Source organism: Pedococcus soli, assembly GCF_054782575.1.
This window is the reverse complement of sequence record NZ_BAAGSF010000004.1, coordinates 1180699-1207193: the sequence shown is the minus strand read 5'-3', so window position 1 is coordinate 1207193 and position 26495 is coordinate 1180699. Positions and strand designations below refer to the sequence as shown.

Below are 26495 nucleotides of genomic sequence, written 5' to 3'. Positions count from 1 at the left end.
GGGCGGGACGGGGCGGGCGGGGGCGGGCGGGGGCGGTCGTCAGGCGGCGATGGCGACGACGGTGCGGTCGGTGAGCTCGAGGAGGTGGTGGCCCTCGTGGCCTCCGACGATGGCACGGCGACCACGGACCGGCGACCGGCGGCCATCCGGGCAGACGAGCATCGTGCCGTCGGCATCGATCGCCACGAGCTCGTCACCGACCCGCAGGAGCAGCGGCGCGTCCGGGCCGGCCGAGACCGCGGTGCGGCCCGCGAGCATCGCGCCGAGCACGTCGCCGTCCTCGCACGCCACCCACGTCGTGGGTGATCCGGGGGCCGCGTCATGACCGGGACGGTGGAAGTCGCTGCCCCCCAACGGGAGCGGGCTCCCGGCAGCGATCCACCAGGCCAACGGGCCGCCGTCGGTGCGGTCGGTCCACGACGAGTGCCAGACCTCCGCCGCCGGGGCGGGCGAGGTCGGCGCGCCATCGGCTGAGGCGGGCGGAGGGTGCCGCCAGGCGCAGTCCCCGGACACCGGGTGGTTGACCGACAGCAGCCCGCCGCGGCTCGTCACGTCCGCCGCCCACTCTCCGCCCGGGCGCCGGAAGTCGACCCAGCCGATGTCGCCGAACGCGTTCGCGTGGCCGTCGGCCGTGGTCACCTCCTGGCCGGGCAGCAGCTCGATCCCGTGGCGCGCACCCGCCTCGGCCAGGAACGGGTGGTGGCTCGTGGTGTTGTGGTCGGTGACCCAGAGGAAGTCCAGGCCCCGACCGGCAGCCAGCGCCGCGAGCTCGTCGATCGTGAGCGAACCGTCGGAGTGGACCGTGTGGGCGTGGCAGTCCCCGGCCCGCCAGGTGAGGCCGTCCACCGCCGGGAGGTCACGCCGCGGCCGACGAGGTGGGACGGGAGACCGGGGGCCGGACCACACGCCCGGGGAGTCGACCACCGCAGAGCCCACCACCGCAGAGTCGACCACCGAGGAGTCGACCACCGTGGCGTCGGTGTCGACGACGACCTGCCACGGGAGGCCCTGGGCCGGCAGGCGGTGGAGGCCGAGGACGACCTGCCACTCCCCTGTCGGCAGACCCCGGTCGAGGTAGCCCGGTGTGCTGGAGCCGGGACCGATCTCCACGACACTGCGCGCGCCGCCGGACCAGCCGCGCCAGCCCTGCGGGTCGACGAGACCGAGGTCGAGCACGCCGCCCGCGCCGTGGGACCGGTCGAAGTCGAGGGTCACGCGTACCCCCGCGGTCGACGCGGACACCTCGAACGGCAGGTACTGCCAGACGGACCCGGCGCGGTCGTCCGGGGTCCAGGTCCCGGCGTGACGGATCACGACCCGATCAGCTCGCCGTCCCCGTCGGCGCGGTAGAGCAGGGCCCGGCCGGGCGCCGGGGCGAGGTCGATGGTGTCGCCGAGTCCGGGCTCCTCGGACTCCGGGACGACCGCGCGGACCGCCTGCTCCCCGGCGTCCACCGTCACGAGCACGTTGACCCCGAGGTTCTCGACGGCACTGACCGTGCCACGCATCCCGGAAACCTTCGGGTGGCTGGCCTCACCCCGCCCGGGAACCCCCTCACGATCCCCGGGTGAGGCAAGGACGTACTCGGGGCGCACGCCGTACACGACCTTGTCGCCCTCACCGACCGCGAAGCCGTCGGGGACGGGAAGGGTGAACCCACCGAGGTCGAGGCGTCCGTCGACCACCTGGGCGTCGAGCAGGTTCATCGGGGTGGCGCCGATGAAGTTGGCCACGAACGTGTTGGCTGGACGCTGGAACACCTCACGCGGCGTCCCGATCTGGCGGATCCGCCCCGACTCCATGACCGCCATCCGGTCGGCCATCGCCAAGGCCTCCGCCTGGTCGTGGGTGACGAAGACGGTGGTGACGCCGAGCGACTTCTGCAGCTGCTTGAGGAAGGTGCGCGCCTCGAGCCGCAGGCGCGCATCGAGGTTGGACAGGGGCTCGTCGAAGAGGAACACCTGCGGGTGGCAGGCGATGGCGCGGGCCAGGGCCACCCGCTGCTGCTGGCCGCCCGACAGCTGTGCCGGACGGCGCTGCATCAACGCCCCCAGGCTCAGCCCCTCGGCGGTCTCGCGCGCCCGTGACTCGCGTTCGGCCTTGGCGACCTTCTGGATCCGCAGCGGGTAGGCGACGTTGTCGGTCACCGTCATGTGGGGGAAGAGGGCGTAGTCCTGGAAGACCATCGCGACGTCCCGGTCCCCCGGATCGAGCCGCGTGACGTCGCGGTCGCCGATCCGGACCGATCCCTCGGTCGCTGCCTCGAGCCCCGCGAGCGTGCGCAGCAAGGTGGTCTTGCCGCAGCCCGACGGCCCGAGCAGCGCGAAGAACTCGCCGTCGCCGATCTCGACGTCCACGCCGTCGACGCCACGCACGCCGCCGGGGTACTCCTTGACCAGTCCGGTCAGTGTCACTGAGGCCATCAGCCCTTGATTCCTCCTTGGAAGGCGAACCCGTAGCGGCGGTTCACGACGAGGTACAGCACGACGACGGGCACGGAGTACACGAGCGCGAACGTCGAGATGAGGGAGAAGTTCGGCTGGCCGCCTGCGTCGTAGAACGTGTACATCACCACTGCCGCAGGCTGTTTCGCCGGATCGGACAGCAGGACGTAAGGGACGAGGAAGTTGCCCCAGACCTGGACCAGCGCCCAGACCCCCACCGTCGCCATACCGGGGCGGATCACGGGCAGGACGATGTGGCGCAGGATCTGACCGGGTGAGGCGCCGAAGACGCGGGCCGACTCCTCGTAGGACTTGGGGATGGAGTCGACGAAGTCCTTGAGCATGAAGACCGCCGCCGGCAGCAGGCCGCCCGACAGCACGAGCACCACCCCGAACTGCCGGTCGATGATCCCCAGCTGGAACAGCATGAGGAAGATCGGCACCATCGCTGCCGTCCCCGTGACGATGGAGCTGAGGAGCAGGAGGGCGTACAGGAGCTGGTCGCGTCCCGGGATGCGCACCCGCGAGAGGGCGTATGCCGCCAGCGCCGCGAGGACGATCACCAGCACCGAGGAGCCGATCGCCAGGACGAGCGAGTTGCGGATGGACGGCCACGTCTGGGGGTTCGCGAAGAGCTTGTCGAAGTTGCCGAACGTGAACCCGGACAAGGTCGCCCGGTACGACGGGGTCGGCGAGAACGGCGTCAGCACCAGCCACAGCAGGGGCAGCGCGAAGAACACCACGAGCACGCACAGACCTGCGTAGCCGAGGGACCGGGCCGCGATGGTCCGCGCCGGGTTGGCGGCGGGACGGGCCGAGGGGGCGTGGGTCGCCGTCGCGGCGCTCATGCGGTCGCCTCCTTGTCGCTGCCGTTGCGCAGCAACCGGATGTAGACCACGGCGATGACGAGGTTGGCCAGCAGGAGCAGCAACGAGATCGCCGAGCCGTAGCCGAGGTGGCCGCCGATGATGGCCTCCTTGTAGATGTAGACCGGGAGGATCTCGGACTCGTTGTCGGGACCGCCCCCGGTGAGCAGGTAGGGCGAGAAGTCGTTGAAGGTCCACAGCGTGATGAGCAGCGTGTTGGTCAGGACGTGCCGTTTCACGGTCGGGAGCACCACGTCCCGCAGCTGCTGCCAGGGCCTGGCTCCCGCCATCCGCGCCACCTCGAGGTGCGAGCGCGGGACGGTGTTGAGCGCGGCCGAGTAGAGCAGCATCGAGAAGGCCGTGCCACGCCAGATGTTGAAGATGATGATGACCGCCATCGGGTGGTCCAGCGCCCACGCCATGTCGGTCGTGCCGAGCAGGGCGTTGAGGGTGCCGTCGCGCCGGTCGAGCAACGCCTGCCAGAGGAAGGCGACCACCGAGCCCGGCAGGATCCAGGCGAGCAGGACCAGGACGTTGAGCGTGTTGCGGATGGCCGGCCGGGTGGTCCGGAAGAACCACGCGAGCAGGAAGCCGAGGACGTTCTGCCCGACGACCGCGGAGAACCCGACGTAGAGCAGGGTCAGGTAGAGCGACTTGGTGAACGCCGGGTCCCCGAGTGCCGTGACGTAGTTGCCGAGCCCGACGAAGGTGGGTGCCTTGGCGCCGGAACCGCTGAGGCTGTATTCGAGCAGGCCGAGGTAGATGGTCCACGCCGCCGGGAAGACGAGGAACACCCCGACGAGGACGAGCGCGGGCGCGACGAACGCCATCGCCCGGCCACGGCCGAGCCCGACGACGTCGCTGTCAGCTCCCGGAGACGTGGTCGGCACCGACGGCCTTCTGGAGGGCGGACTGGTAGGTGGCGGCGGCCTCGTCGGGCGACTTCCCGCTCACCACCGCTGCGGTCGCCTCCTGGATGGCCAGCGAGACCTCGTTGTACTTCTCGTCGGAGGGCCGGTAGGTCGTGATCGGCAGGACCTCCTTGGAGATGAAGCTCAGCAGCGGGTCGTCGGTCAGCGTCTGGGCGTTGACGTCGGCGCGCGCAGAGATGCGGATCTGGGCCTTGGACAGTGCCGTCTGCATCTGCGCCGAGGACATCCACGCCATCAGCTCCCAGGCCTGCTGGGGGTACTTGGTCTTCGGGTTGAGCATCCAGCCGGCGCCACCGGAGACGCTGACGAAGTCCTGGCCGTTCACGCCCTTGCCCGGCGCCATCGCCGGGATCTTGGCCCACCCGACGACGTCGTTGCGCTTCGGCATGGCCGTGGTCGCGCAGTCGGTGGTGCTGGGGCAGATGACCGAGCGCCAGAAGTAGTCGCCCTCGGCGAGGATGCCGATCTTGTCCTTGCTGAAGTCGGCGAACGACTGGTCGCGTCCGGCCTTGTCCTGCTGCACCTTCGGGTCCCCCAGGCCACCTCCGTAGATCGACGTGTAGAAGCCGAGGACGTCCTTCACGCCGGCGGTCGCGCCCTGCCACTTCGCACCGGAGTCGTCGTAGAGCGGCTGACCCGTGCCGGCCAGCAGCGGGAGGAACCCTTGGGCGGTCGTTGCCTCACCCATCGGGACACCGGCGTTGATCTGGATCGGGGTGACCCCGGAGAGCTTCTTCAGCGCCTGGCCGGCGCTGAGGATGTCGGCCCACGACTTCGGCTGCCAGTCGGTGGGCAGACCGGCCTTGGCGAAGAGGGTCTTGTTGAAGTAGAGCACCCGGCCGTCGGTGCCGTTGGGGATGCCGTAGAGCTGGTCCTTGAAGGTGAGGTTCTGCTGGACCGCCTTGGATATCTGGGTCCAGCCGTCCCACTTCTTGGCCGTGTCGCCGACGACGGTGTCGAGCGGCTGGACGTACCCGGCGCTGGCCAGCTCGCCCAGCCAGATGCCGTCGGCGGCGAACACGTCGGCGCCGCTGCCGGTCTTGAGGTTGAGCTCGAGCTTGGTCTTGTACTGCTCGTCCTCGACGCCGGACCCGTTGAACGTCACCTTCGCCGTGACGCCCTTGGCCTTCTGCGCCGCGACGAACCCGGGGATCACGCTGTCGGTGATCCACGCGGCCTCGGCGGCGTTCTTGCCGCCGACGACGTCGTTCGCGCTGATGGTCAGCGTGACGTCCTTGGCGTCGGCGTTCGCCTTGGGGTCTGCGGTGGTGCTGTTGTCCTTGGCGCCCACGCACCCGGACAGGACGAGGGACAGGGCGGTACCGCTGGTCAGCAGCACGGCACGGCGGGAGAGACGCATCGGGGGACCTCCGGGCTCGGACGTCGGCACGGGCCAGGGGGCTGTCTGCACCGACTGCAGGTCCTCGTTGACCTGCGTCAGCAACCCTTCCACAGTGGGACGAAACGGTCCACGCTGACAATCTCGTGCTTTGTCAGGTCAAATGGTGACGAACGACCGCGACAGCCAGCCACGGCCCCCGACCACGACCACCCTCGGTCGGACGACTACGACTGCACCAGGGTGCGCAGGGTGGCGTCGGCCTCCGACGACACCGGGTCGTCGAGGTCGCCGACGAACACGACCTGCGCCTCGCGCGCCGGGTTGGACTCGAGCTCGGCGAGGACGGTCCGCAGGGCGGCGAGGTTGGGGTGGTCCATCGACGTGCAGGCCTCCGCCGGGGCCAGCGTCTCGACGGCCGCCTCGACCTGGGCCCTGGACAGGTCATAGGTCTGGGTGCCGTGGGCGTGGCCGACGATCTTCGCGAGCACGACGGCGGGCAGGCCGTGCGTCCCTCCGGGTCCGTTCACGTGCGGGAACTCCCGCTCCGGCGAGCTCGACGCCGGACTGATCCCCACGCCGTACGCGACCGGGGCCACCCACCCCTCGATGGTCGCGGCGAGCGCGTCCTTGATGGCGGCGATTCCCTCGGGGGTGCTCCAGTCGTTGCTCATCGCCCCATCCTGACAGCCGACGGGAAGGCATCGGGATAGGACCGCAGGTCGACTGTGCCGTTGTCCACCGAGGTCGCGGCGAGGACGGCGTGCGCGACGGCCCGCGTCACGCAGTCACCGGCCGCCACCATGAGCGCGTGCAGGGACGGGAGGTCGGGCGCTGGGCGCTCCCCCGTCGAGAGGGTGAAGAGCGTGTCACCGTCGAGCAGGGTGTGGACCGGGTGGATCGCCCGCGCGAGCCCGTCGTGGCCCAACCCGCTGACCTTCTGGCACTGGGCCTTCGTGAGGACGGCGTCCGTCGCGATGACGCCGATCGTCGTGGCCGTGCCGGGCCGGACCGGCTGCCCCTGGTGTGCCGCGGCAGCACGTTCCCGGGCCGCGTCCAGCTCCGAGGCTGCCGGCACCCCGACGTCGGCGAACTCCCCGTCGAGCCCGAAGCGGGTCGCGAAGAGCTCCCCGGTCCGGTCGTCGACGGCCGTACCGATCGCGTTCACCACCACCAGGGCGGCCACGGTGGTGCCGTCCGCGAGCACGGCGCTGGCCGAGCCGACGCCGCCCTTGAGGCCCCCAACCCTGGCACCGGTACCGGCCCCGACACAGCCCTGGACGACCGCCCCAGCGGTTGCCGCGTCGAAGGCCGCAGCCCCGTCGACGGCACCGGGGGCGTTCCCGAACTCGCCACCCCGCCCGAGGTCGAACAGCACCGCACCCGGCACGATCGGCACCACCTGCCCCGGCGCCCCCATCGGCCACCCGACACCGGCGTCATACAGGCGTCGGACGACTCCGTCCGCGGCGGCGAGGCCGAAGGCACTCCCACCGGTGAGCACCACGGCGTTGACGCGGTCGACGAGGTTGCGCGGGTCGAGCAGGTCGGTCTCGCGCGTGCCCGGGGCCCCGCCGCGGACGTCGACGCCACCGACCGCCCCGGCACCGGGAGCCAGGACGACGGTCGTGCCGGTGAGCCAGCCGGGCTCGGTGCGCGTGGCGTGGCCGACCCGCATCCCCGGGACGTCGGTGAGGGAGTTGGTCGGGCCGGGTCGCACGGGCTCAGTCCTCGGAGGCGTCGACGACGCAGAACCGGTTGCCGTCCGGGTCCTGCAGGACGACGAAGTCGTGCGGCTCGTCGGGGTAGGGCCAGTCCTCGACCCGGCGGGCACCGAGGGCGACCAGGCGTTCCACCTCGGCGCCCTGGTCGCGGGCGTAGAGGTCGAGGTGGATCTCGGGGAACTGGGGCGGGTCGGCACCCACGCCGTCGAGGGAGAGGTTGGGGCCGGACCGACCCTCGCGAGGTCGCAGGATGACCCAGTCGGGCTCGGGCTCGTCCCGCGGTTCGTAGTCCAGTGCGGACGCCCAGAAGGCCATCGCCCGGGCGACGTCGGCGACGTGCACGACGATCGACCCGATCCTCAGCCCCTCGCTCACGACAGCTCCAGGTGGTGGGCGGCGTCGTGGGCGACGAACCCCACCCGCTCGACCATCGGCCGGGTGAACTTCCCCGCCGTCATCCGGACCTCGGTCAGGCCCTGTGCCCGGGACCAGTCGACGGCAGCGCGCAGGAGGAACTCCCCCACGCTCAGGCCCCGGTGCGTCGGACGGACGAAGAAGGTGTCGACGAGCAGGACGCCTGCCGCGTCGCTGCGCCCCGGCCACGGCAGGGCCGGCACGACGGCCGCCTGCAGGTAGCCCGCGTGCTGGTCGCCGACCTCGGCGATCCACGCCGGGCGGGTGCGGACCTGGGCCGACCAGGCCCGGGCGAACCGGTCGAGGAAGCCCGGCTCGGGGGTGCCGCCCCGGTGCAGCGCGCACTGCAGGGTCAGGCCGGCCACGACCAGGGCGTCGTCAGGTCCCGCGGGGCGCGTGCGCACGTCGGTCACGGCGGCAGTCAAGCACGCGGAGACGGTATGGCGCGCGCAGAGCCGCGCAGGCGCCATACCGTCCTCCCCTGCCGCCCTGCCCCGCAAAGCGGGTGTCGTTCGGCAAACCCGGCACAAATAACACCCGGTTCGCCGAGCGACACCCGCTTTGTGCGGGCGGCGAGGGCCCGCGGACACAGCGACGCCCGTCCAGTCGATTCTGGACGGGCGTGACTGTGTCTGGGGGACCGGCTACAGCTGGATGCCGAGCCGTCGGGCGCTGCGGGCGCGCTGGCGCGAGGCGCGCAGTCGGCGCAGGCGCTTGATGAGCATGGGGTCCGCCTCGAGGGCGGCCTGGGAGTCGATGAGGGCGTTGAGCACCTGGTAGTAGCGGGTGGCGCTCATGTCGAAGAGCTCCTTGATGGCCTGCTCCTTGGCCCCGGCGTACTTCCACCACTGCCGCTCGAAGGCGATGATCTCGCGATCGCGCTCGCTCAGCCCTGCGGCGGCGCTGACGTGATCCTGCTCGTGTGCGGCGTTCACTCTCGACCCTTCGTGACGGTGCCTTGCAGGGGCAACTATACGGAGGGAATCACACGCTTGTCATTCTGTTCGGCGAGCCGTGCCCGACGACTTTCCGTGCTCGGTCACACCTGTCACACGCACCCCACAGGTGCTCCACCGAGCCTCCCGCCGGGCCTGGGACGACCTCAGGCCATGGTGTCGAGGATGGCGCTGATGTCGTCCTCGGAGGTCTTGGGGTTGACGATCGCGAACCGCGTCAGCGTCTCCCCGTCGTGCGACGTGGGCACCACGAACGCGAACTGCTCCTCGAGCAGGCGGTCCGACCATCGCTGGTAGTCCGACGGCGTCCAGCCGATCCGGCGGAACACCACGACCGACAGGTCGGGCTCGCGCAGGACCTCGACGTAGTCACGGCGACCGATCTCCTCCGCGGCGAACCGGGTCACTGCCAGGGTCCGCTCGACGGCCTCGGTGTAGGCCTTGGTGCCGTGCGTGGCGAGGCTGAACCAGAACGGCAGCCCACGGGCGCGACGGGTGAGGCCGACCGAGTAGTCGGTCGGGTTCCAGTCGGCGGCCTCGGTGAGGACGTCGAGGTAGGACGCGTGCTGGGTGTGCGCGGCCCGGGCCAGGGCGGGCTCGCGGTAGAGCAGGGCGCAGCAGTCGAACGGGGCGAAGAGCCACTTGTGGGGGTCGACGATGAACGAGTCCGCGTGCTCGATCCCCTCGTAGAGGTGGCGCACCGAGGGCGCGGCGAGGCCGGCGCCGCCGTACGCACCGTCGACGTGGAACCAGATCCCGAACTCCCGGCAGACCGCGGCGACGGACTCGAGGTCGTCGACGATCCCGAAGTTGGTCGTGCCCGACGTGGCGACCACGGCGAAGAACGTCTCGGGCCCGTGCTCGAGGAGCACCTCGCGCAGCGCCGGCCCGGTGAGCCGGCCCATGTCGTCGACCTCGACCCCGACGAACTCGGCATCCATCACGTCGCACGCCGACTGGATCGAGGAGTGCGCGCCGTGCGTCGCCGCGACGCGCCACGGCCTGGAGCCATCGCCACGGCGTCCCTGCTGGGTGGCCTCCATCCGGGCGGTGTGACGGGCCGCCACCAGCGCGGAGAGGTTGCCGATCGTGCCGCCGGGCACGAACACGCCGCCGGCGCTGTCGGGGAGGCCGACGAGGTCGGCGATCCAGCGCAGCGCCTGGTTCTCGGCGTACACGGCGCCGGCTCCCTCGAGCCAGGAGCCGCCGTAGATCGACGAGGCCCCGACGACGAGGTCGAACATGGCCGAGGCCTCGGTGGGCGCGCACGGGATGAAGGACAGGTAGCGCGGGTGGTCGGTGGAGATGCACGCCGGGGCGAGGTCCTCCTCGAACAGCTTGAGCGCGGCGAGGCCGCCGATGCCGTCCGGGGTGATCGTCATCCCGGCGGCCGCGTCGAGCTCGGCGAGCGTCCGTGGCCCGTCGAGGGGGACCGGGTCGAGCTTCAACCGGTCGGCGGAGTAGGCGAGGATCGCATCGCCGAGGATCTCTAGCTGCTGGTCGCTGTAGCCGTGCACGCGGCGAGTCTAGGGCCGGGCGGACCCCAGCAGCTCGGCCCTCAGGCCGACCGCGTCGTCGACGACCGCGTGCGGGCCGGTGGCCTCCAGCTCCGAGCGCACCCCAGCACCCCAGGTGACCGCGAGCGCCCCCATGCCGGCCGCCCTCGCCGCCTCGACGTCCACGGTGGCATCACCGATGTACACGCAGTCGGAGGGGGCCGCGCCGAGGCGCTGCGCGGCATACAGCAGGGGCGCAGGGTCGGGCTTGTGCAGCGGGGTGGCCTCCTGGCCGGCGAGCACATCGATCTTCTCGGCGAGACCCACGGCACGCAGGCCGAGCTCGACGGTCTCGGCCTTCTTCGAGGACACCACCCCGGTGCGGGCACCGGCGGCGTGGAGGTCGTCGAGCAGCTCGGGGATGCCGTCGACGGTCTGGATCAGCTCGTCGTGGTTGGCGAGGTTCCAGGTGCGGTAGACGTCGGTGAGCTCGGCCCCGCGACCCGGGTAGCGCTCCTCGAGCACCGGCTGGAGCGGGCGCCCGATCCACGAGCGCACCTCGTCGTCGTGCGCGGACTCACCGAGCACGGACGTCAGGGCGTGGCGGTAGGAGGCGACGATGAGCGGGATGGTGTCGGCCAGGGTGCCGTCGAAGTCGAACAGGACGACGGGCCAGCGCAGCGAGTTCACCCGGACAGCCTAGGCAGGCCGCGACGGCGCGGTTCGCGCGGTGCGACTCCCGCGGTGCGGCTCGAGCCGTGGGGTCGAGCAGCAGGGGTCGAGCCGTGGGGTTCAGCAGTCGGCTCAGCAGTCGGTGTCGAGCATGTCCTCCACCGCGGCCTTCTCGGCGCTGTCGACGTCGAGGTCCCAGTAGTACTTCACGTTGATCCACTCGCGGACGTACTCGCACTTCCACGTCGCGCTCGTCGGCTGCCACTCGGCCGGGTCGCGGTCACCCTTGCTGCGGTTGCTCGAGGCGGACACGGCGATGAGCTGGGGTCGGACGAGGTCGTTGGCGAAGTTCTTGCGATCCGTCGGCGTCCACCCGCTCGCGCCCGAACCCCACGCCTCGGCCAACGGCACGACGTGGTCGATGTCGAACGTCGAGGCATCGGTCGTCTTCACGCCGTCGTAGACGCTGGTCCAGGAACCACTGGTCGCCTTGCACGCCGAGTCGGTCACCACCCCGGAGCCGTCGCGCTTGAGGACGGTCTCGCGGGTGTCGCAGGTCCCGCTGATGGTGATCCAGTGCGTGAAGAGCGTGCGGTCGTACCCCGCGTTGTCCTCGGGCGCCACGGTCAGGGTGGCGAGCTGGTCACGGGAGTCAGCAACGGTCGGGGCCGGCGGCGGGAGGGCGGAGGCGGCGGAGGCCGCGACGGGGAGCGCGGCGAGGGCGAGGGTGGCCGCGGCGGCAGCGCGCAGGAGGGAGGAGGGGGAGGTCATGACCAGCGAGACTGGCCCGAACCCGTTGCGCCGTGGGCAACTCCGCGGCCAACACGCGGTCCGGATTCGGTGCGGGTTCGGCAAGGCCCGGGTCAACTGTGCCGGTGTGCGACGGCAGGGATACGTTTCTGGGTATGCCGCCCGCAGCCCTCCCCGAGCTCGTCCACCCCTCGTGGGCGAAGGCTCTCGAGCCGGTGGCCGGCACCGTGGCCTCGATGGGCGAGTTCCTCCGGGCCGAGGTGGCTGCGGGGCGCGGGTACCTGCCGTCCGGGGACCGCGTGCTCAGGGCGTTCGAGCAGCCGCTGGACGCCGTCCGCGTGCTCATCGTGGGGCAGGACCCCTACCCGACCCCCGGTCACGCCGTGGGGCTGTCGTTCTCGGTGGCCGCGGACGTCCAGCCGGTGCCCCGGAGCCTGGCCAACATCTACCAGGAGCTCGGCACCGACCTCGGCCTGCCGCGACCCAGCACCGGTGACCTGTCGCCGTGGGCCGACCGCGGCGTGCTGCTGCTCAACCGTGTGCTGACCGTCCACCCCGGCAAGCCGGCGAGCCACCGCGGCAAGGGCTGGGAGACCGTGACGGCGCAGGCCATCTCGGCCCTCGTCGACCGCGGTGGCCCCCTCGTCGCGATCCTCTGGGGTCGCGACGCCCGCAACCTCGTGCCGCACCTCGGGGACGTCCCGTCCGTCGAGAGCGCGCACCCCTCACCCCTGTCGGCCCACTCGGGGTTCTTCGGCTCGCGCCCGTTCAGCCGCGCCAACGAGCTCCTGGCCCAGCAGGGCGCCGACCCGATCGACTGGAGCCTGCCGTGACCGACCCGACCGCCGAGCACACCACCGACGCGGCCACCGAGCTGCCCGGCAACGAGACCCACCTGCCCGAGAGCGGCGGCAAGGTCTGGCACCGCTACGTGGCAATCGGCGACTCGTTCACCGAGGGCATGTCCGACGCCGACCCCTCCCGCGACAACAGCTACGTGGGCTGGGCCGACCGGCTCGCCGAGCACCTCGCCGGGATCGCGCACCGGTCGGGTGGGGAGTTCGCCTACGCCAACCTCGCCGTGCGCGGCCGGCTCCTCGCCGACGTCATCGGACCCCAGCTGGAGGCCGCGCTCGGTCTGCAGCCCGACCTGGTCTCCATGGTGGGTGGCGGCAACGACATCCTGCGCCCGAAGGCCGACCTCGACGCGATCGCCGACCGGCTGGAGACCGCGGTGGTGCGCCTGCGCGCCGCCGGGAGCGACGTCCTGCTCGCGACCCCGACCGACCCGTCCGGCGCTCCCCTGCTCCGCCACCTGCGCGGCCGGCACGCGATCCACTCGGCCAACATCTTCAGCATCGCCCAGCAGCACGGCTGCTACGTCATCAACCAGTGGGGGATGGACGCGCTCAAGGACTTCCGGTTGTGGGCCGACGACCGGATCCACATGACCACCGAGGGCCACCGCCGCGTCGCGCTCAACGCCCTGTCCGCGCTCGGCCACGACACCGACCGCGCCGACTGGAGCACTCCGCTGCCCCCGCTCCCACCGGTGGGCCGCCGGGAGGCGACGGCCGCGAACGCCGCCTGGGCCAGGACGCACCTCGCCCCCTGGGTCCAGCGCCGGCTGCGCGGCGAGTCCTCCGGCGACACCGTGACCGCGAAGCGACCCGAGCTCACCCCGGTCGAGCCGACCCAGCGCCATACCTGACCCCCGCCCGCGCCCCCCGTCTGCCCCCGCTCCCCTCCCTCCCCCACCCCCCCCGACTGCAGCAACCTCTGCTAGCAGACGTTGCTGCCGAGGGCGTAGGTGGCAACCTGCCCGCAGGGCAGGACAGTCTGCTGGGTCAGGGGCGAACGTCTGCTGGGTCGGGGGCCCTCACCTCGGCGATGCAGGTAGTAGGACGTCCTACTACTACCCTTGCCCCATGCCTGCGACCCGTCTGATGCCCTCCGAGGAGGGCCAGGACCTCATCGACCTGACCCGCGAGATCTGCGCCAAGGAGCTCGCGCCCGTCGTCGACGAGGCCGAGCGGGCGGCCGCCACGACCCCACAGCTCCCCCTCGAGGCGTTCCGGGTGCTGGGGCGGGCGGGCCTGCTCTCGCTGCCCTACCCCGAGGAGTTCGGCGGCGCCGCGCAGCCGTATGAGGTGTACCTGCAGGTCGTGGAGGAGATCGCCTCGGTCTGGATGAGCGTCGCCGTCGGCGTCTCGGTGCACGGCCTCACCTGCTACCCCGTGGCGACCTTCGGCAGCGACGAGCAGAAGGAGCGCCTGCTGCCCGACATGCTGTCCGGCGACCAGCTCGGGGCGTACTGCCTCTCCGAGCGCAGCGCCGGCTCCGACGTCGCCGCCATGACGACCAGGGCCGTCGCGGACGACGAGACCGACCCGACGTCCTACCGGCTCAAGGGCACCAAGGCGTGGATCTCGCACGCCGGCCACGCCGACTTCTACACGTCGTTCGTCCGCACCTCCGACGACGGCGGTCGCGGGCTGTCCTGCTTCGTCGTCCCCGGCGAAGCCCCGGGGATCGCGTTCGGCACCCCCGAGAAGAAGATGGGCCTCCACTGCGACACCGTCAGCGAGGTGCACTTCGAGGGGGTCGACGTCGCGGCCGACCGCCTGGTCGGCGAACGCGGTCAGGGCATGGCCATCGCCCTCTCCGCCCTCGACTCCGGTCGGCTCGGGATCGCAGCTGCCGCAACAGGACTCGCGCAGGCCGCCCTCGACCGAGCCGTCGACTACGCCAAGGACCGCCAGCAGTTCGGGCGCCCCATCGGCGACAACCAGGGCCTCGCGTTCCTGCTCGCCGACATGGAGGCGGCGGTCACCTCGGCGCGCGCCTCCTACCTCCACGCGGCCCGCCTCCGCGACGCCGGACGGCCGTTCAGCAAGGAGGCGGCGGTCGCCAAGCTCATCTGCACCGACAACGCCATGCGTGTCACGACCGACGCCGTGCAGGTGCTCGGTGGTGCCGGGTACACCCAGGACTTCCCGCTCGAGCGCTACATGCGCGAGGCCAAGGTGACCCAGATCTTCGAGGGCACCAACCAGATCCAGCGGCTCGTCATCAGCCGCCAGCTGCTCCGCGGCTGATCCCGCCCCATACCGACCTCCCCACCGAAAGGCCGAAAACCCTTGCAGATCAACGACTCCACCGTTGCCCTCGTCACCGGCGGCGCCTCTGGCCTGGGCGGCGCGACCGTCCGCCGCCTGCACGCCGAGGGTGCAGCCGTCGTCATCGTCGACCTCCCCTCCTCACCCGGCCAGGCCCTCGCCGAAGAGCTGGGTGACATGGCCGTGTTCGTCCCGGCGGACGTGCGCGACGAAGCCCAGGTCCAGGCCGCCATCGACGCCGCCGCCGAGCTCGGGACTCTGCGGATCGTCGTCAACTGCGCCGGTGTCGCCACCCCCGGTCGCGTTGTCGGCAAGCGCGGCCCGCTCGGCCTCGAGGACTTCGCGAACGTCGTCAACATCAACCTCATCGGCACCTTCAACGTCCTGCGCCTGTCCGCCGCCGCGATGCTCGCGAACGAGCCGCAGGACGGCGACCGCGGCGTGGTCGTCATGACGGCGTCCATCGCCGCCTACGACGGCCAGATCGGCCAGGCCGCGTATGCCGCGAGCAAGGGTGGGGTCGTCGGCCTCACCCTGAGCGCCGCCCGCGACCTCGCGGACAAGGCCATCCGCGTCGTCACCGTCGCTCCGGGGACCTTCGAGACGCCGATGCTCGCCGGCCTGCCCGGCGAGGTGAAGGAGCTCCTGGAGAAGCAGGTGCCGCACCCGTCCCGTCTCGGCAAGCCCGAGGAGTACGCCAACCTCGTCGCCCACATCGTCGACAACTCGATGCTCAACGGCGAGGTCATCCGGCTCGACGGCGCCCTGCGGATGCCCCCGCGCTGACCGGTTCACACCCGGCGCGCGAGCGCCAGACGCTGACGCTGCCCCGCCGAGTGCCTGCACTCAGCGGGGCAGCGCGCGTTCCTCGGTGATGCTGTTGCCGCCGTCGACGACGAGCACCTGGCCGGTCGTGTACCCGGCGCCGGGGCTCACGAGGTAGGCGATCGCCGCGGCGACCTCGTCCGCGGTCCCCGAGCGCCCGCCCGGCGTGACCAGCCCCTCGGCGGCCTCGTCGTCGGTCTGGGAGCCCGTGGCGATCCAACCCGGGGCGACCGCGTTGACGGTGACGCCGTGCACGGCCTCGTCCACGGCGAGCGCCCTGGTGAGGCCGACCAGCCCGGCCTTGGCCGCGGCATACGCGACCTCACCGCGCATGCCCATGACGGCACCGGTGACGCTCGCGACCATCACCACCCGCCCCGAGCCGCTGACCCGCAGGTGCGGCAGGGCCGCCCGGGTCACGAGGAACGCGGTGTCGAGGTTGCGGCGCAGCGACTCCGACCAGCGGTCGGGCGTCGTCGCGGTGAGGTCTCCCTCGAGGTAGTCGGGCTGGCTGGTGGACACCATGCCTGCGTTGTTGACGAGGACGTCGAGCCGGCCACCCCACTCCGCCGCCGCGTCGACGAGGTCGGCGACGACCTCGGGATCGGTGAGGTCGCCCACGAGGCCGAGCGCCTCGACCCCCGAGTCCTCGAGCTCCCGGGCCCGGTCCTTGACCCGGTTCGTCGTCGCCGCGAGGACGACGCCCGCGCCCAGCGCACCGAGGTGGCGGGCCGTCGCGAACCCGATCCCGTTGGGGCTCCCCGCGCCGGTGACGAGGGCCGTGCGTCCGGACAGGTCGAGGGACGGAGGAAGCACCATGCCGGCAGTCTGCCGCACGGGGCCCCGTCGACGCCGGGCCCACCGGCCCGTCAGGGCATGAATCGACCCGGCCAACTCATACTTGGCCGGGTCAGCACCTGTCTAACAGCGCCGACCGCACCGGCAGGTCACCGACACGCGACGGTCATGTGAACAGTGGCGGACCTCACGGGTGCGGCCGGACGCAGCCGTCCGACCGCACCCCTCGGACGCGGGTGTCAGACGGAAGGCGTCAGACGGAGGTGGCGAACGCGTTCTCGAGGATGTCGAGTCCCTCGGAGAGCAGGTCGTCGCCAGAGGACAGCGGCGGCAGGAACCGGAAGACGTTGCCGAAGGTGCCACAGGTCAGGGTCACGAGGCCCTCGGCGTGGCAGGCCTTGTTGATCCGCCCGGTGAGGTCTGCGTCGGGGGTCTTCTTGTCCAGGTCGCTGACGAGCTCGACGGCGAGCATGGCGCCGCGGCCGCGGATGTCGCCGATGACGCCGTACTTGTCGGCGAGCGCCTCGAGACGGGGACGGAACATCGCCTCGACGGCCTTGGCCCGACCGCGCAGGTCCTCCTCCTTCATCGTCTCGATGGAGGCGAGGGCAGCCGCACAGGCGACGGGGTTGCCGCCGTACGTGCCACCGAGGCCACCGACGTGGATGGCGTCCATGACGTCCGCGCGCCCCGTCAGGGCCGCGAGCGGCATACCGCCGGCGATGCCCTTGGCGGTGGTGATGAGGTCGGGGACCACGTCCTCGTGCTCGGACGCGAACCAGTCACCGGTGCGGCAGAACCCGGTCTGCACCTCGTCGGCGATGAAGAGGATGCCGTTCTCGGTGCACCAGTCGGAGACCTTCTTGACGAACCCGGGGGCGGGCACGATGAACCCGCCCTCGCCCTGGATCGGCTCGAGGATGACGGCGGCGGTGTTGTCCTCGCCGACCTGCGCGTGGACGTCGGCGACGAACGCCTCGAACGCCTCGTCGGCGCAGGCCTCGGGGCCGGTGGGCCAGCGGTAGGGGTAGGCCATCTGCACCCGGTAGATCTCGCTCGCGAACGGCCCGAAGCGGTGCTTGTAGGGCATGTTCTTCGCGGTCAGGCCCATCGTGAGGTTGGTCCGGCCGTGGTACGCGTGGTCGAACGCGACGACCCCCTGCCGACCGGTGAAGTGGCGGGCCACCTTGACGGCGTTCTCGACGGCCTCGGAGCCGGAGTTGAACAGCGCCGAACGCTTCTCGTGGGTGCCCGGGGTGAGCTCGGACAGCGCCTCCGCGACGAGGATGTACTCCTCGTAGGGGGTGACCATGAAGCAGGTGTGCGTGAAGTCGTTGATCTGTGCCGTCACCGCGTCGATGACGCGCTGGTTGCCGTTGCCCACCGTCGTCACGGCGATGCCCGAGCCGAAGTCGATGAGCTGGTTGCCGTCGACGTCGCGCAGGATGCCGCCGGCCGCCTGCTCGATGTAGACGGGGAGGCCGGTGCCGACCCCGGCGGAGACTGCAGCGGTCTTGCGCTGCTGGAGGGCCTGGGACTTCGGGCCGGGGATGCTGGTGGCGAGGACGCGCTTCTGCTCGAGCATGGGCCGAGCATACGACCGGCTCGCGGTCGCCGACAGCGCGGCCACCCGCCCCGTCGGGAAGGGACCCAGCCGCCCCTATGCCGCGTGCCGGACGGCGCTCGTGACCCCGGCGGCGCGCTGGGTCAGGACCGCCTCGAGAAGGTCGGGCCGGTTGGTGATCACCCCGTCGACGCCGCGGTCGAGCGCGGCGTCCATCGCTGCCGTTCCGTCGACCGTCCAGGCGAGGACCTGCAGCCCCCACCGGTGTGCCTGTGCGACGTAGGCCGCGTCGAAGGTGGCGTAGGCGGGGTTCACCTGGTCGACCCAGCGCGACAGGGCGGGAAGGTCCGCGACCGCAGGGGTGCCCAGCAACCCGACCGGGACCTCCGGCTGGAGCACGTGGTACCGGCGCAGGGAGGTCGCGTCGAAGGACTGCACGACCAGGCGCCTGGTCCGCAGGGCTGTCGTGAGGTACCCGGGGAACTGCTTCCACGTGCGCGTCACCTGCGCCTCGATCCCGGGGTAGAGCGAGGGTGACTTGAGCTCGATGAGGATGCCCGAGCGCGAGTAGCGGACCAGCTTGACCAGCTCGGCGAGGGTGGGGACCCGCTGCCCCGCATAGCGGGAGGACTTCCACGACCCGGCGTCCAGCGTCCTGATCTCGGCCAGGGTGAAGTCGGCGACCCGCCACGGCGACCTGGTCGGGTAGCGCTGCTCGACGTTGGTCGTCCTGGCCAGCGTGGTGTCGTGCATGAGGACCAGTCCGCCGTCCTTGGAGCGCTGGACGTCGCTCTCGACGAGGTCGGCACCCTGTCGCACCGCGAGGGCGAACGAGGCGAGGGTGTTCTCGGGCGCGACGGCGCTCGAACCCCGGTGGCCGACCGTCAGCGGCCGGGCGGCGCTGGCGGGGACCGCCCCAGCCGCCGTGGCTGTCGCCGCTCCTGCGGTCCCGGCACCCGCGGTCAGCGCGGCGGCCGCCACGAGGGTCGCGGCGCCTGCGGAGACCACGAGACGGAGGGAGCGCACGGCGACGACGGTAGCCCGCGGAAGTGCTGCGTATGCGGCGAATCGGGCAGTTCGGTCGAACGGCCCACGCGGGCTGGGACGGCAGTCCACCCACTCCGGGTGACGCCGCGCCACACCGGGCCTAGGTTGGGCTGCATGGCAGCCAAGGCGACGTCCCCCGCGATCGAGCTGGAGGTCGGCGACCGGGACGTGCGCATCTCCAACCCCGACCGGGTGTACTTCCCGGAGCGCGGCGAGACCAAGCTCGACCTCGTCAAGTACTACCTGGCGGTGGGCGACGGCATCGTCAACGCCCTGCGGGAGCGGCCGTGCATGATGCACCGGTTCCCCGAGGGGGTGGCCGGCGAGAAGGTGCACCAGAAGCGGGTGCCGCACGGGGCCCCGCCGTGGCTGGAGACGGTGCGGGTGAAGTTCCCGCGGTACAACCGCACGGCCGACGAGCTGTGCGTCACCGAGCTGGCCCACGTGATCTGGGCGGTGCAGATGTCGACGGTCGAGTTCCACCCGTGGAACAGCCGCCGCGGGCACGTGGAGCGGCCCGACGAGTGGCGGATCGACCTCGACCCGGGACCGGAGTGCCCGTGGGACCGGGTTCAGCGCGTGACCCACGTCGTCCAGGAGGTGCTCGACGAGCTCGGGGCGGTGGGCTGGCCCAAGACGAGCGGGGGCTCGGGACTGCACGTGTACGTGCGGATCGACCCCCGGGGGGGGTTCAAGGACGTCCGCAGGGCCGCGCTCGCCTTCGCACGGGAGGTGGAGCGCCGCGCCCCTGAGGACGTGACGACGACCTGGTGGCGCAAGGACCGCGACCCGGCGGCGCTGTTCGTGGACTACAACCAGAACGCCCGCGACCACACCATCGCCAGCGCCTACTCCGTGCGCGGCAACCCCCGCGGCACGGTGTCCACCCCGATCCGCTGGGACGAGGTCGACGACATCACGCCGGACGACTTCACCATCGCGACCGTTCCTGCCCGCTACGCCGAGCTCGGCGACCTGCACGCGGGGATCGACGACGCGGTCTTCGGGATCGACCAGCTCGTGGAGTGGGCCGAGCGGGACGAACGAGATGGCGCCCAGGACCCACCCGAGACCGCAGACGCGGACTGAAACACTCGCCATACCCGCACTTGCGGTCCTAGAGTGGCCCGTATGCCGCAGCTACGGATCAAGGATGCCGCCACCTTCCTCGGGGTGAGCGACGACACCGTCCGGCGCTGGGTCGACAGCGGCGCGCTCGCCTCCGAGGCCGACGACGCCGGGCGCAAGGTGGTGGACGGCTACCAGGTCGCCCTCCTCGCCCGCGACCAGGCCCACACCGCCACCGATCCCTCGACCGTCGGGCGGTCCGCCCGCAACCGCTTCGTCGGACTGGTCACCGACATCAAGACCGACCCGGTGATGGCGCAGGTGGAGCTGCAGTGCGGCCCGTTCCGCGTCGTCTCCCTCATGAGCAGCGAGGCCGTCCGCGACCTCGGCCTCGAGCTCGGGTCGGTCGCCATCGCCGTCGTGAAGTCCACCACCGTCATCGTCGAGACCCCGCAGGGAGCATCATGATCGGCCCCGCCCGCCTCGCCCTCCTCGCCACCGCCCTGACGCTCGCCCTCGGCACGGCCGCCTGCGGGAGCAGCTCGGGCGACGCCGCCGGCGGGTCCGGCTCCGCGGGAACGAGCTCGAGCTCGTCGTCCAGCGGGCTGTCGGGCGAGATCACCGTGTTCGCGGCAGCGTCCCTGAAGAAGACCTTCACCCAGATCGGCGCCGACCTCGAGAAGGCGAACCCGGGCGCCACGGTGAAGTTCAGCTTCGCCGGCTCCTCCGACCTCGTCGCGCAGATCCAGCAGGGCGCCCCGGCGGACGTCTTCGCCTCGGCCGACACCAAGAACATGGACAAGGTGACCGCCGAGTCGCTCACCGCCGCAGCCCCCGTCGTCTTCGCCTCCAACACCCTCGAGATCGCCGTCCCGCCGGGCAACCCGGCGAAGATCGCCTCGTTCGCCGACCTCGCGAAGTCCGGGGTCAAGGTCGTCGTGTGCGCACCGGCCGTCCCGTGCGGCTCGGCCGCCGCCAAGGTCGAGGCGTCGGCCGGTGTCGACCTCACGCCCGTGAGCGAGGAGCAGTCCGTCACCGACGTGCTCGGCAAGGTCACCGCCGGTGAGGCCGACGCGGGCCTCGTCTACGTCACCGACGTCAAGGGCGCGGGCGCCACGGTCCAGGGGATCACCTTCCCCGAATCGTCGGCCGCCGTGAACTCCTACCCGATCGCGGCCCTCAAGGCCTCGAAGAACACCGCGCTGGCCGATGCCTTCGTCAAGGCCGTCACCGGAGCCGGTGGTCAGCAGGTCCTCGCCGACGCCGGGTTCGCCAAGGCACCGTGACCCGCTCCCGACGTCCAGGCCGCCCAGCACCCCGACTGGGACTGCCCGGCTGGGTGTTCGTCCCGGCCGCCGTGGGCGCCCTCTTCGTCGTGCTGCCCCTGCTGGCGATGCTCACCCGCGTGGACTGGACCCAGTTCCCCGAGCTCGTGACGTCGGAGTCGTCCCGGGCGGCTCTGCTCCTCAGTCTGCGGACCTCTGCTACCAGCACGTTGCTGTGCGTCGTGTTCGGCGTACCGATGGCGGTCGTCCTGGCGCGCACCGAGTTCCGTGGGCAGTCGGTGCTGCGGTCGCTCGTGCTGCTGCCGTTGGTGCTGCCGCCGGTGGTGGGAGGCATCGCTCTGCTCTACACGTTCGGCCGCCGGGGTCTGCTCGGCAACACCATCGAGGTCCTCGGCCTGCAGATCGCCTTCTCCACGACGGCCGTCGTCCTCGCCCAGACCTTCGTGGCGCTGCCCTTCCTCGTCGTGAGCCTGGAGGGGGCCTTGCGAACAGGAGGGCAGCGCTACGAGGAGGTCGCCGCCACGCTGGGTGCCCGGCCGACGACGGTGTTCCTCCGCGTCACGCTGCCGCTGGTCCTCCCCGGCCTCGCCTCCGGGGCGGTCCTCGCGTTCGCCCGCGCCCTCGGGGAGTTCGGCGCGACCATCACGTTCGCGGGCAGCCTGCAGGGCGTGACGCGCACGCTCCCGCTCGAGATCTACCTCCAGCGGGAGACCGACCCCCAGGCGGCGGTGGCGCTCTCGCTGGTGCTCGTCGTCGTGGCCACCGTCGTCATCACCGTGACGCGTCGATCCCGGACCGCCCTGTGACGCTCGACGCGACCCTGCGCATCCCCGGACGCGACGTCGACCTCCACCTCCACGTCGAGCAGGGACGCACTCTCGCGCTGCTGGGGGCCAACGGAGCCGGCAAGTCCACCGCGCTCTCCTCCATCGCCGGCCTCCTCCACCCCGACAGCGGGGAGATCCGAATGGGCGACCGGACCCTGTTCTCCTCCAACGGATCCGGCACCTGGGTGCCCCCGCACGCCCGCGGCGTGGCCCTGCTGGCACAAGAGGCACGGCTCTTCCCCCACCTGGACGTGACCGACAACGTCGCCTTCGGTCCGCGCAGTGCCGGTATGCCGCGTGGCGAGGCGCGAGAGCGGGCCGCCCACTGGCTGTGGGAGGTCGACGCGTCGGAGCTCGCCCGGCGGCGCCCGGCGGAGCTGTCCGGCGGCCAGGCGCAACGGGTGGCGATCGCCCGGGCCCTGGCCACGGAGCCCGAGCTCCTCCTGCTCGACGAACCCCTCTCGGCCCTGGACGTCGAGGCCGCCCCCGCGATCCGCCAGCTGCTGCGGCGGGTGCTGCGCGACCGCACGACCGTGGTGGTGACGCACGACATCCTCGACGCGGTGCTGCTGGCCGACGACGTGGCCGTGCTCGAGTCAGGTCGGGTCGTCGAGCAGGGACCGACGACGCGGGTGCTCTCGCGCCCCACCAGCGCGTTCGCAGCCCGGATCGCCGGACTCAACCTCGTGCGCGGGACCAGCGCCGGCACCGAGACCACGCCCGCCGTCAGCACCCCCGAGGGCCTGCGGGTCGAGGGTCTGGCCGAGGAGTCGCTCGTGGCCGGGGAGCCGGCCGTCGCCGTCTTCAGCCCGAGCTCGGTGGGGGTGTACCGCGAGGCTCCGCACGGCAGCCCGCGCAACACGGTGCGCGCCACGGTGACCGACCTCGAACCCCACGGCCACCAGGTGCGGGTCCACACGGCCCACGTCTCCGCGGACGTCACGCCGGCCGCGGTCGCCGAGCTCGACCTGGCCGTCGGTGCCGAGGTCGTCCTCACCGTGAAGGCGAGCGAGGTCGCCGTCTACGCCGCCTGAGCGAGCCGCGCGCCGACCGCCCCTGACGTCCCCCATGATCGTGGGATGGACGTGACGCGTGGGCGCCGATGCCCCCGGTGGGTGCCGGCGCTGGTGCTCCTGGCCACGGTGGGCCAGCTCGCGCTGGCGACCTTCGCGACCGGGCTGGCGCAGTTCGAGGGCAAGGCGTTCGGCGCGCGCCTGGTCGCCTACCCCGTGCTCATGCTGCTCGTGCCCCTGGCGTGGTGGGCGACCCACCGCCGAGGGCCCACGCCGACTCCGTGGGGCGCCTTCGCCCTCGTCATGGCGCCGTTCCTCATCGACGTCAGCGGCAACACCCTGGATCTCTACGACTCGGTCGACTGGTGGGACGACGCGAACCACTTCGTCAACTGGGCCCTGCTCTGCGGCGGTCTGGGAATGCTTGTCCTGCAACGGATCGCGGAACCCTGGGCGCGCGCGCTGCTGGTGACCGGGCTGGGCGCGGTGCTCGCCATCGCGTGGGAGGTGGCCGAGTGGTGGACCTTCATCCGGCACGGCACCGAGCTGGGCACCGCCTACACGGATACGCTCGGCGACGAGGTCCTGGGGACTGCGGGGGCCCTGGTGGCAGGCCTCCTGCTGTCGCGCCGTGCCGGGTCGGTCACCCCCGGCCCGGTCACCCCCGGCCCGGTCACCCCCGGACCGGTCACCCCCGGACCGGTCACCCCCGGACCGGGAGCTCCTGGAGGACCCAGCGGTTCCGGTCGGGGTCGCTGAAGTTCACGAAGCGCCCCCACGCGAGCTCCTCGACCGGGGTGCACTCGATCTCGCGCTCCACGAGGTACGCGTGAGCGTCGTCCGCGTTCGCGACGACGACCTGGATGTACTGCGCCTGACCCTCGGGGAGCATCCCGAGCCCCTTGCCGAAGCAGAAGGAGCATGCCGATCCCGGCGGCGTGACCTGGACGAAGCGCAGGTCCTCGTGGGGAGAGCCGTCCTGCTCGGCGACCCAGCCGACCCGGGCGTAGAAGTCCTTCGCGCGGTCGACGTCCGACACGGAGATGGGGATGAGCTCGATCTTGAAGTCCATGGTGCTGCCTCTCGTCCGGGAACCTGCGACAGCCCCAGCCTAGGAAGACAACAGGTCAGTTCCTGACCGCTTTCCCGACGCGGAGGATGACGGTCACGCAGGCGCCGGGGCCCCACCGGGGCGGCTGGGGTTGCGCCGGTGCAGCTCGTCGATGATCGCCTGCTCGCGCGCCATCACCGCCAGGACCTCGTCGTCACCGACAGCCACCGGACCGGCGGCACGCAGGAGATCCTCGAGGTGGGCCAGCTCCGAGAGGAGCTCGCGGACGCTCGGCTCGGTGGCCGCGTCGTCAGGCTCGCCCACGACCTCTTCCACACCCCCGCGCTGGGCGACGGGAACCGCCAGGGAGAGGGGTTCGACCGGTCTCACCGACTCCAGGAAATCGGTCATCGGCGGCCTCCTTGCTCGCGACGAATGGAAGGCTCCGACTGCTTGAAGCCCCATGATCATGAGTCGGTTTGTCCGTACTTGTCAACGCGAACCGGTCAGGTCCGGCGTCAGCGGCGCCCGTAGCCGCGACGGACGGAACGAGCCACACGCACCGCCCTGCGGGCGACGCGGCGCCCCCAGGAGGCGCGCGACCTCGGCTCACCCTCCCCCTTGGCCGGGGCGCCACGGCGCAGGCTGAGGTTCCCCTTGGCGGTGCGGTAGGCCGTGAGCCCCGCCGCGGCGACAGGTGGCGACATGGCCGACACCTCCGCGTCCCCGGCCTCGACCCTTCGCAGGGAGCGCCACCCCAGCACCTCGGTCTCCGTCCGGACATCGAGGACAGCCCGACCCCGGGTGCCGGCCAGTCGCAGCATCCGGTCGAGCGGCACGTGCGCGACCCCGGTGAAGACCAGCTCTCGCCGGCCACCGGCGCCTGCCTCCCCCGTCACGACCCCTCCCGGGACCGTGACCGCGAAGTCGTCGTCACCGTCGCGGCGCCCCACGACCAGCAGGACCGACGCACGCTGGACCTCGTCGGTGACGTCGAGGTCGAGGCTGGGATCGTCCAGGCTCTCCCTCGGCACCCAGCGCAGGCGCCCGCCCACCTCCGCGAACTCCACCGGCTGGCCGTCTCGGTGGAGCAGCTCGACCCGCAGCCCGATCTCGACCTCCTCCTGACCCCAGGTCACCTGCTCTGCCACGGCACGGGTGGTGATCCCCTGCTCGGTCCGCGCCAGGGCCATGAGCGCCTCGGTGGCACCAGCCCGCAGCAGGTGGACCCGGACTCGGGCCGAGAAGTGCAGCTCCCGGTCGGCGTCGGGCGGGTACCGCTGGTCGACCAGGGCCCGGGCCGCCCGCACCATCTCCGCTCTGTACTCCGGCGGGTACTCGAGCATCGGCGCCCGGGCGACGATGGGCAGCAGCTTCCGTTCGAGCCAGTGCGCCTTGATCCTGTCCCGGCGCGGGCCAGGCGGCACGTGCTCCTCCACGAGGTCGAGCACCCTGTTGAGCGCCACCTCGACGTACTCGTGCGGGTCCTTCAGGTCCAAGGACGCGTGCGCGGTCCCCTCGCGACGGGTCCAGTAGTAGAACGGGTGGTCGGCGTAGATCGAGATCCGTTCGGCCGCGAAGTAGGCAGCCATCGTGAACAGGTGGTCCTCCAGCCGGACCTTGCCCTCCGGGAAGCGAATACCGTTCTCGCGCAACATCTCTCGCCGGTAGAGCTTGTGCGGCGTGAGGAGTCGGACGATCGGCGAGTTCTCGAACGTCGCGTCCGGCTCGTTGCGCGTGAACATGAAGCGCCCGATGCTGCGCCCCACGCCCACCTCGCGGGCGACCACGACGTCACTGTGGTGCTGCCGAGCGAAGGCACAGGCCGTCGCCAGGCCGTCCCGACCGAGGAAGTCGTCGTGGTCGACGAACGTGACGTACTCGCCCGTGGCAAGCTCCAGGCCTACGTTCCGGGGCGTGCCCGGCCAGCCCGAGTTGGGTATGTGGCGCACGACCCAGTTGGGCCGCTGCGCGGCCAGCGCGTCCAGGACCTCCCCCGTGCCGTCGGTCGAACCGTCGTCCACGACCACGACCTCGAAGTGCTCCTGCGGCATGGACTGGCCGTCGAGCGAGCGCACGAGCTCATGGAGGGTTTCGCCGGTGTTGTACGCCGCCACGACCACGGTCACCGCGCACAGGTCCCCCGACGCGGGAGCTTGCGCAGGTGCGGAGCGAGGTGACAGGTCCGGACACATCATGACGAACGTACCGCCGTGGCGCTGAGAAATTCCTGACCGCATTTCCCACCCATCCGTTCGTGGATACGCTCCGAATGTGAGGTGGGTCACTCCAGTGACGGACGCC

29 protein-coding genes are annotated in these 26495 nt (G+C 71.7%); 10 read left to right on the top strand and 19 right to left on the bottom strand.

What is annotated here, in order from left to right:
- Positions 1 to 39: 39 nt before the first annotated feature.
- The 13 genes from ACYVKF_RS11875 to ACYVKF_RS11815 form a co-directional block, all read right to left on the bottom strand.
- Positions 40 to 1314, bottom strand: a complete 1275-nt coding sequence (locus ACYVKF_RS11875; protein ID WP_460966532.1) for a CehA/McbA family metallohydrolase — start codon at positions 1312 to 1314, stop codon at positions 40 to 42.
- Positions 1311 to 2423: an ABC transporter ATP-binding protein gene (locus tag ACYVKF_RS11870; protein WP_056916423.1), complete on the bottom strand. Its 1113-nt coding sequence runs from the start codon at positions 2421 to 2423 to the stop codon at positions 1311 to 1313. Before ACYVKF_RS11870 ends, ACYVKF_RS11875 begins: the two co-directional genes overlap by 4 nt.
- Positions 2423 to 3292, bottom strand: a complete 870-nt coding sequence (locus ACYVKF_RS11865) for a carbohydrate ABC transporter permease (protein WP_082553293.1) — start codon at positions 3290 to 3292, stop codon at positions 2423 to 2425. The genes ACYVKF_RS11870 and ACYVKF_RS11865 overlap by 1 nt, the downstream gene beginning before the upstream one ends.
- Entirely contained in the window at positions 3289 to 4200 is a 912-nt protein-coding gene (locus ACYVKF_RS11860; RefSeq protein ID WP_460966531.1) for a carbohydrate ABC transporter permease, read from the bottom strand. The genes ACYVKF_RS11865 and ACYVKF_RS11860 overlap by 4 nt, the downstream gene beginning before the upstream one ends.
- Positions 4175 to 5695 carry an extracellular solute-binding protein gene (locus ACYVKF_RS11855; protein WP_235529230.1) on the bottom strand — a complete coding sequence of 507 codons (1521 nt, stop codon included), beginning with the start codon at positions 5693 to 5695 and terminating at the stop codon, positions 4175 to 4177. Before ACYVKF_RS11855 ends, ACYVKF_RS11860 begins: the two co-directional genes overlap by 26 nt.
- A 113-nt stretch (positions 5696 to 5808) precedes the next feature.
- On the bottom strand, positions 5809 to 6255 hold the full coding sequence (locus ACYVKF_RS11850; protein WP_056916421.1) for a hypothetical protein: 447 nt from the start codon (positions 6253 to 6255) through the stop codon (positions 5809 to 5811).
- Entirely contained in the window at positions 6252 to 7301 is a 1050-nt protein-coding gene (locus ACYVKF_RS11845; protein ID WP_460966530.1) for a P1 family peptidase, read from the bottom strand. Before ACYVKF_RS11845 ends, ACYVKF_RS11850 begins: the two co-directional genes overlap by 4 nt.
- A 4-nt stretch (positions 7302 to 7305) precedes the next feature.
- Entirely contained in the window at positions 7306 to 7680 is a 375-nt protein-coding gene (locus tag ACYVKF_RS11840; protein WP_460966529.1) for a VOC family protein, read from the bottom strand.
- Positions 7677 to 8132 (bottom strand): GNAT family N-acetyltransferase, encoded by a 456-nt coding sequence (locus ACYVKF_RS11835; RefSeq protein ID WP_460966528.1) that lies wholly within the window; start codon positions 8130 to 8132, stop codon positions 7677 to 7679. The genes ACYVKF_RS11840 and ACYVKF_RS11835 overlap by 4 nt, the downstream gene beginning before the upstream one ends.
- 231 nt (positions 8133 to 8363) lie before the next feature.
- Entirely contained in the window at positions 8364 to 8654 is a 291-nt protein-coding gene (locus ACYVKF_RS11830) for a DUF3263 domain-containing protein (RefSeq protein WP_200947831.1), read from the bottom strand.
- Between the two features lie 167 nt (positions 8655 to 8821).
- Entirely contained in the window at positions 8822 to 10192 is a 1371-nt protein-coding gene (locus tag ACYVKF_RS11825) for a pyridoxal phosphate-dependent decarboxylase family protein (protein WP_056916418.1), read from the bottom strand.
- 9 nt (positions 10193 to 10201) lie between these two features.
- Positions 10202 to 10861: an HAD family hydrolase gene (locus ACYVKF_RS11820; RefSeq protein WP_460966527.1), complete on the bottom strand. Its 660-nt coding sequence runs from the start codon at positions 10859 to 10861 to the stop codon at positions 10202 to 10204.
- A gap of 114 nt (positions 10862 to 10975) precedes the next feature.
- Positions 10976 to 11614: an HNH endonuclease family protein gene (locus ACYVKF_RS11815; RefSeq protein ID WP_460966526.1), complete on the bottom strand. Its 639-nt coding sequence runs from the start codon at positions 11612 to 11614 to the stop codon at positions 10976 to 10978.
- Between the two features lie 134 nt (positions 11615 to 11748).
- On the opposite strand from ACYVKF_RS11815, the gene ACYVKF_RS11810 reads away from it, so the two are divergent.
- From ACYVKF_RS11810 to ACYVKF_RS11795, 4 genes are all read left to right on the top strand, one after another.
- A complete protein-coding gene (locus ACYVKF_RS11810; protein ID WP_056919689.1) occupies positions 11749 to 12426 on the top strand; it encodes a uracil-DNA glycosylase in 678 nt (225 codons plus the stop codon).
- 41 nt (positions 12427 to 12467) lie between these two features.
- Positions 12468 to 13304, top strand: coding sequence for an SGNH/GDSL hydrolase family protein (locus ACYVKF_RS11805; RefSeq protein WP_460966936.1), 837 nt, complete (start codon positions 12468 to 12470; stop codon positions 13302 to 13304).
- 217 nt (positions 13305 to 13521) lie between these two features.
- Positions 13522 to 14691 carry an acyl-CoA dehydrogenase family protein gene (locus ACYVKF_RS11800; protein WP_460966525.1) on the top strand — a complete coding sequence of 390 codons (1170 nt, stop codon included), beginning with the start codon at positions 13522 to 13524 and terminating at the stop codon, positions 14689 to 14691.
- Between the two features lie 42 nt (positions 14692 to 14733).
- Positions 14734 to 15498 (top strand): 3-hydroxyacyl-CoA dehydrogenase, encoded by a 765-nt coding sequence (locus tag ACYVKF_RS11795; protein WP_056916413.1) that lies wholly within the window; start codon positions 14734 to 14736, stop codon positions 15496 to 15498.
- Between the two features lie 60 nt (positions 15499 to 15558).
- On the opposite strand, the gene ACYVKF_RS11790 is transcribed toward ACYVKF_RS11795, so the two are convergent.
- From ACYVKF_RS11790 to ACYVKF_RS11780, 3 genes are all read right to left on the bottom strand, one after another.
- The gene (locus ACYVKF_RS11790; RefSeq protein WP_056919687.1) at positions 15559 to 16356 is read right to left on the bottom strand and encodes an SDR family NAD(P)-dependent oxidoreductase; all 798 of its coding nucleotides are present in this window, start codon (positions 16354 to 16356) and stop codon (positions 15559 to 15561) included.
- A 232-nt stretch (positions 16357 to 16588) separates the two neighbouring features.
- A complete protein-coding gene (gabT, locus tag ACYVKF_RS11785; RefSeq protein WP_460966524.1) occupies positions 16589 to 17920 on the bottom strand; it encodes a 4-aminobutyrate--2-oxoglutarate transaminase in 1332 nt (443 codons plus the stop codon).
- Between the two features lie 75 nt (positions 17921 to 17995).
- Positions 17996 to 18925: a glycerophosphodiester phosphodiesterase gene (locus ACYVKF_RS11780; protein ID WP_460966523.1), complete on the bottom strand. Its 930-nt coding sequence runs from the start codon at positions 18923 to 18925 to the stop codon at positions 17996 to 17998.
- Between the two features lie 135 nt (positions 18926 to 19060).
- On the opposite strand from ACYVKF_RS11780, the gene ligD reads away from it, so the two are divergent.
- The 6 genes from ligD to ACYVKF_RS11750 are packed head-to-tail and all read left to right on the top strand — an operon-like array spanning position 19061 to position 23899.
- The gene (gene ligD / locus ACYVKF_RS11775) at positions 19061 to 20035 is read left to right on the top strand and encodes a non-homologous end-joining DNA ligase (RefSeq protein WP_460966522.1); all 975 of its coding nucleotides are present in this window, start codon (positions 19061 to 19063) and stop codon (positions 20033 to 20035) included.
- 42 nt (positions 20036 to 20077) lie between these two features.
- A complete protein-coding gene (locus tag ACYVKF_RS11770) occupies positions 20078 to 20482 on the top strand; it encodes a TOBE domain-containing protein (protein ID WP_056916410.1) in 405 nt (134 codons plus the stop codon).
- A complete protein-coding gene (gene modA, locus ACYVKF_RS11765) occupies positions 20479 to 21300 on the top strand; it encodes a molybdate ABC transporter substrate-binding protein (protein ID WP_460966521.1) in 822 nt (273 codons plus the stop codon). The genes ACYVKF_RS11770 and modA overlap by 4 nt, the downstream gene beginning before the upstream one ends.
- Before the next feature lie 35 nt (positions 21301 to 21335).
- Positions 21336 to 22106 (top strand): ABC transporter permease, encoded by a 771-nt coding sequence (locus ACYVKF_RS11760; RefSeq protein WP_460966934.1) that lies wholly within the window; start codon positions 21336 to 21338, stop codon positions 22104 to 22106.
- Positions 22103 to 23161: a sulfate/molybdate ABC transporter ATP-binding protein gene (locus tag ACYVKF_RS11755; protein WP_460966520.1), complete on the top strand. Its 1059-nt coding sequence runs from the start codon at positions 22103 to 22105 to the stop codon at positions 23159 to 23161. Before ACYVKF_RS11760 ends, ACYVKF_RS11755 begins: the two co-directional genes overlap by 4 nt.
- A gap of 45 nt (positions 23162 to 23206) precedes the next feature.
- Positions 23207 to 23899 carry a hypothetical protein gene (locus ACYVKF_RS11750; RefSeq protein ID WP_460966519.1) on the top strand — a complete coding sequence of 231 codons (693 nt, stop codon included), beginning with the start codon at positions 23207 to 23209 and terminating at the stop codon, positions 23897 to 23899.
- Here ACYVKF_RS11750 and ACYVKF_RS11745 read toward each other — a convergent pair.
- The 3 genes from ACYVKF_RS11745 to ACYVKF_RS11735 form a co-directional block, all read right to left on the bottom strand.
- Entirely contained in the window at positions 23844 to 24212 is a 369-nt protein-coding gene (locus ACYVKF_RS11745) for a VOC family protein (RefSeq protein ID WP_460966518.1), read from the bottom strand. The two genes, ACYVKF_RS11750 and ACYVKF_RS11745, sit on opposite strands and share 56 nt — an antisense overlap.
- Before the next feature lie 93 nt (positions 24213 to 24305).
- A complete protein-coding gene (locus ACYVKF_RS11740) occupies positions 24306 to 24602 on the bottom strand; it encodes a hypothetical protein (protein ID WP_460966517.1) in 297 nt (98 codons plus the stop codon).
- A 107-nt stretch (positions 24603 to 24709) separates the two neighbouring features.
- Positions 24710 to 26320, bottom strand: coding sequence for a glycosyltransferase family 2 protein (locus ACYVKF_RS11735; protein WP_460966516.1), 1611 nt, complete (start codon positions 26318 to 26320; stop codon positions 24710 to 24712).
- Between the last annotated feature and the right edge of the window lie 175 nt (positions 26321 to 26495).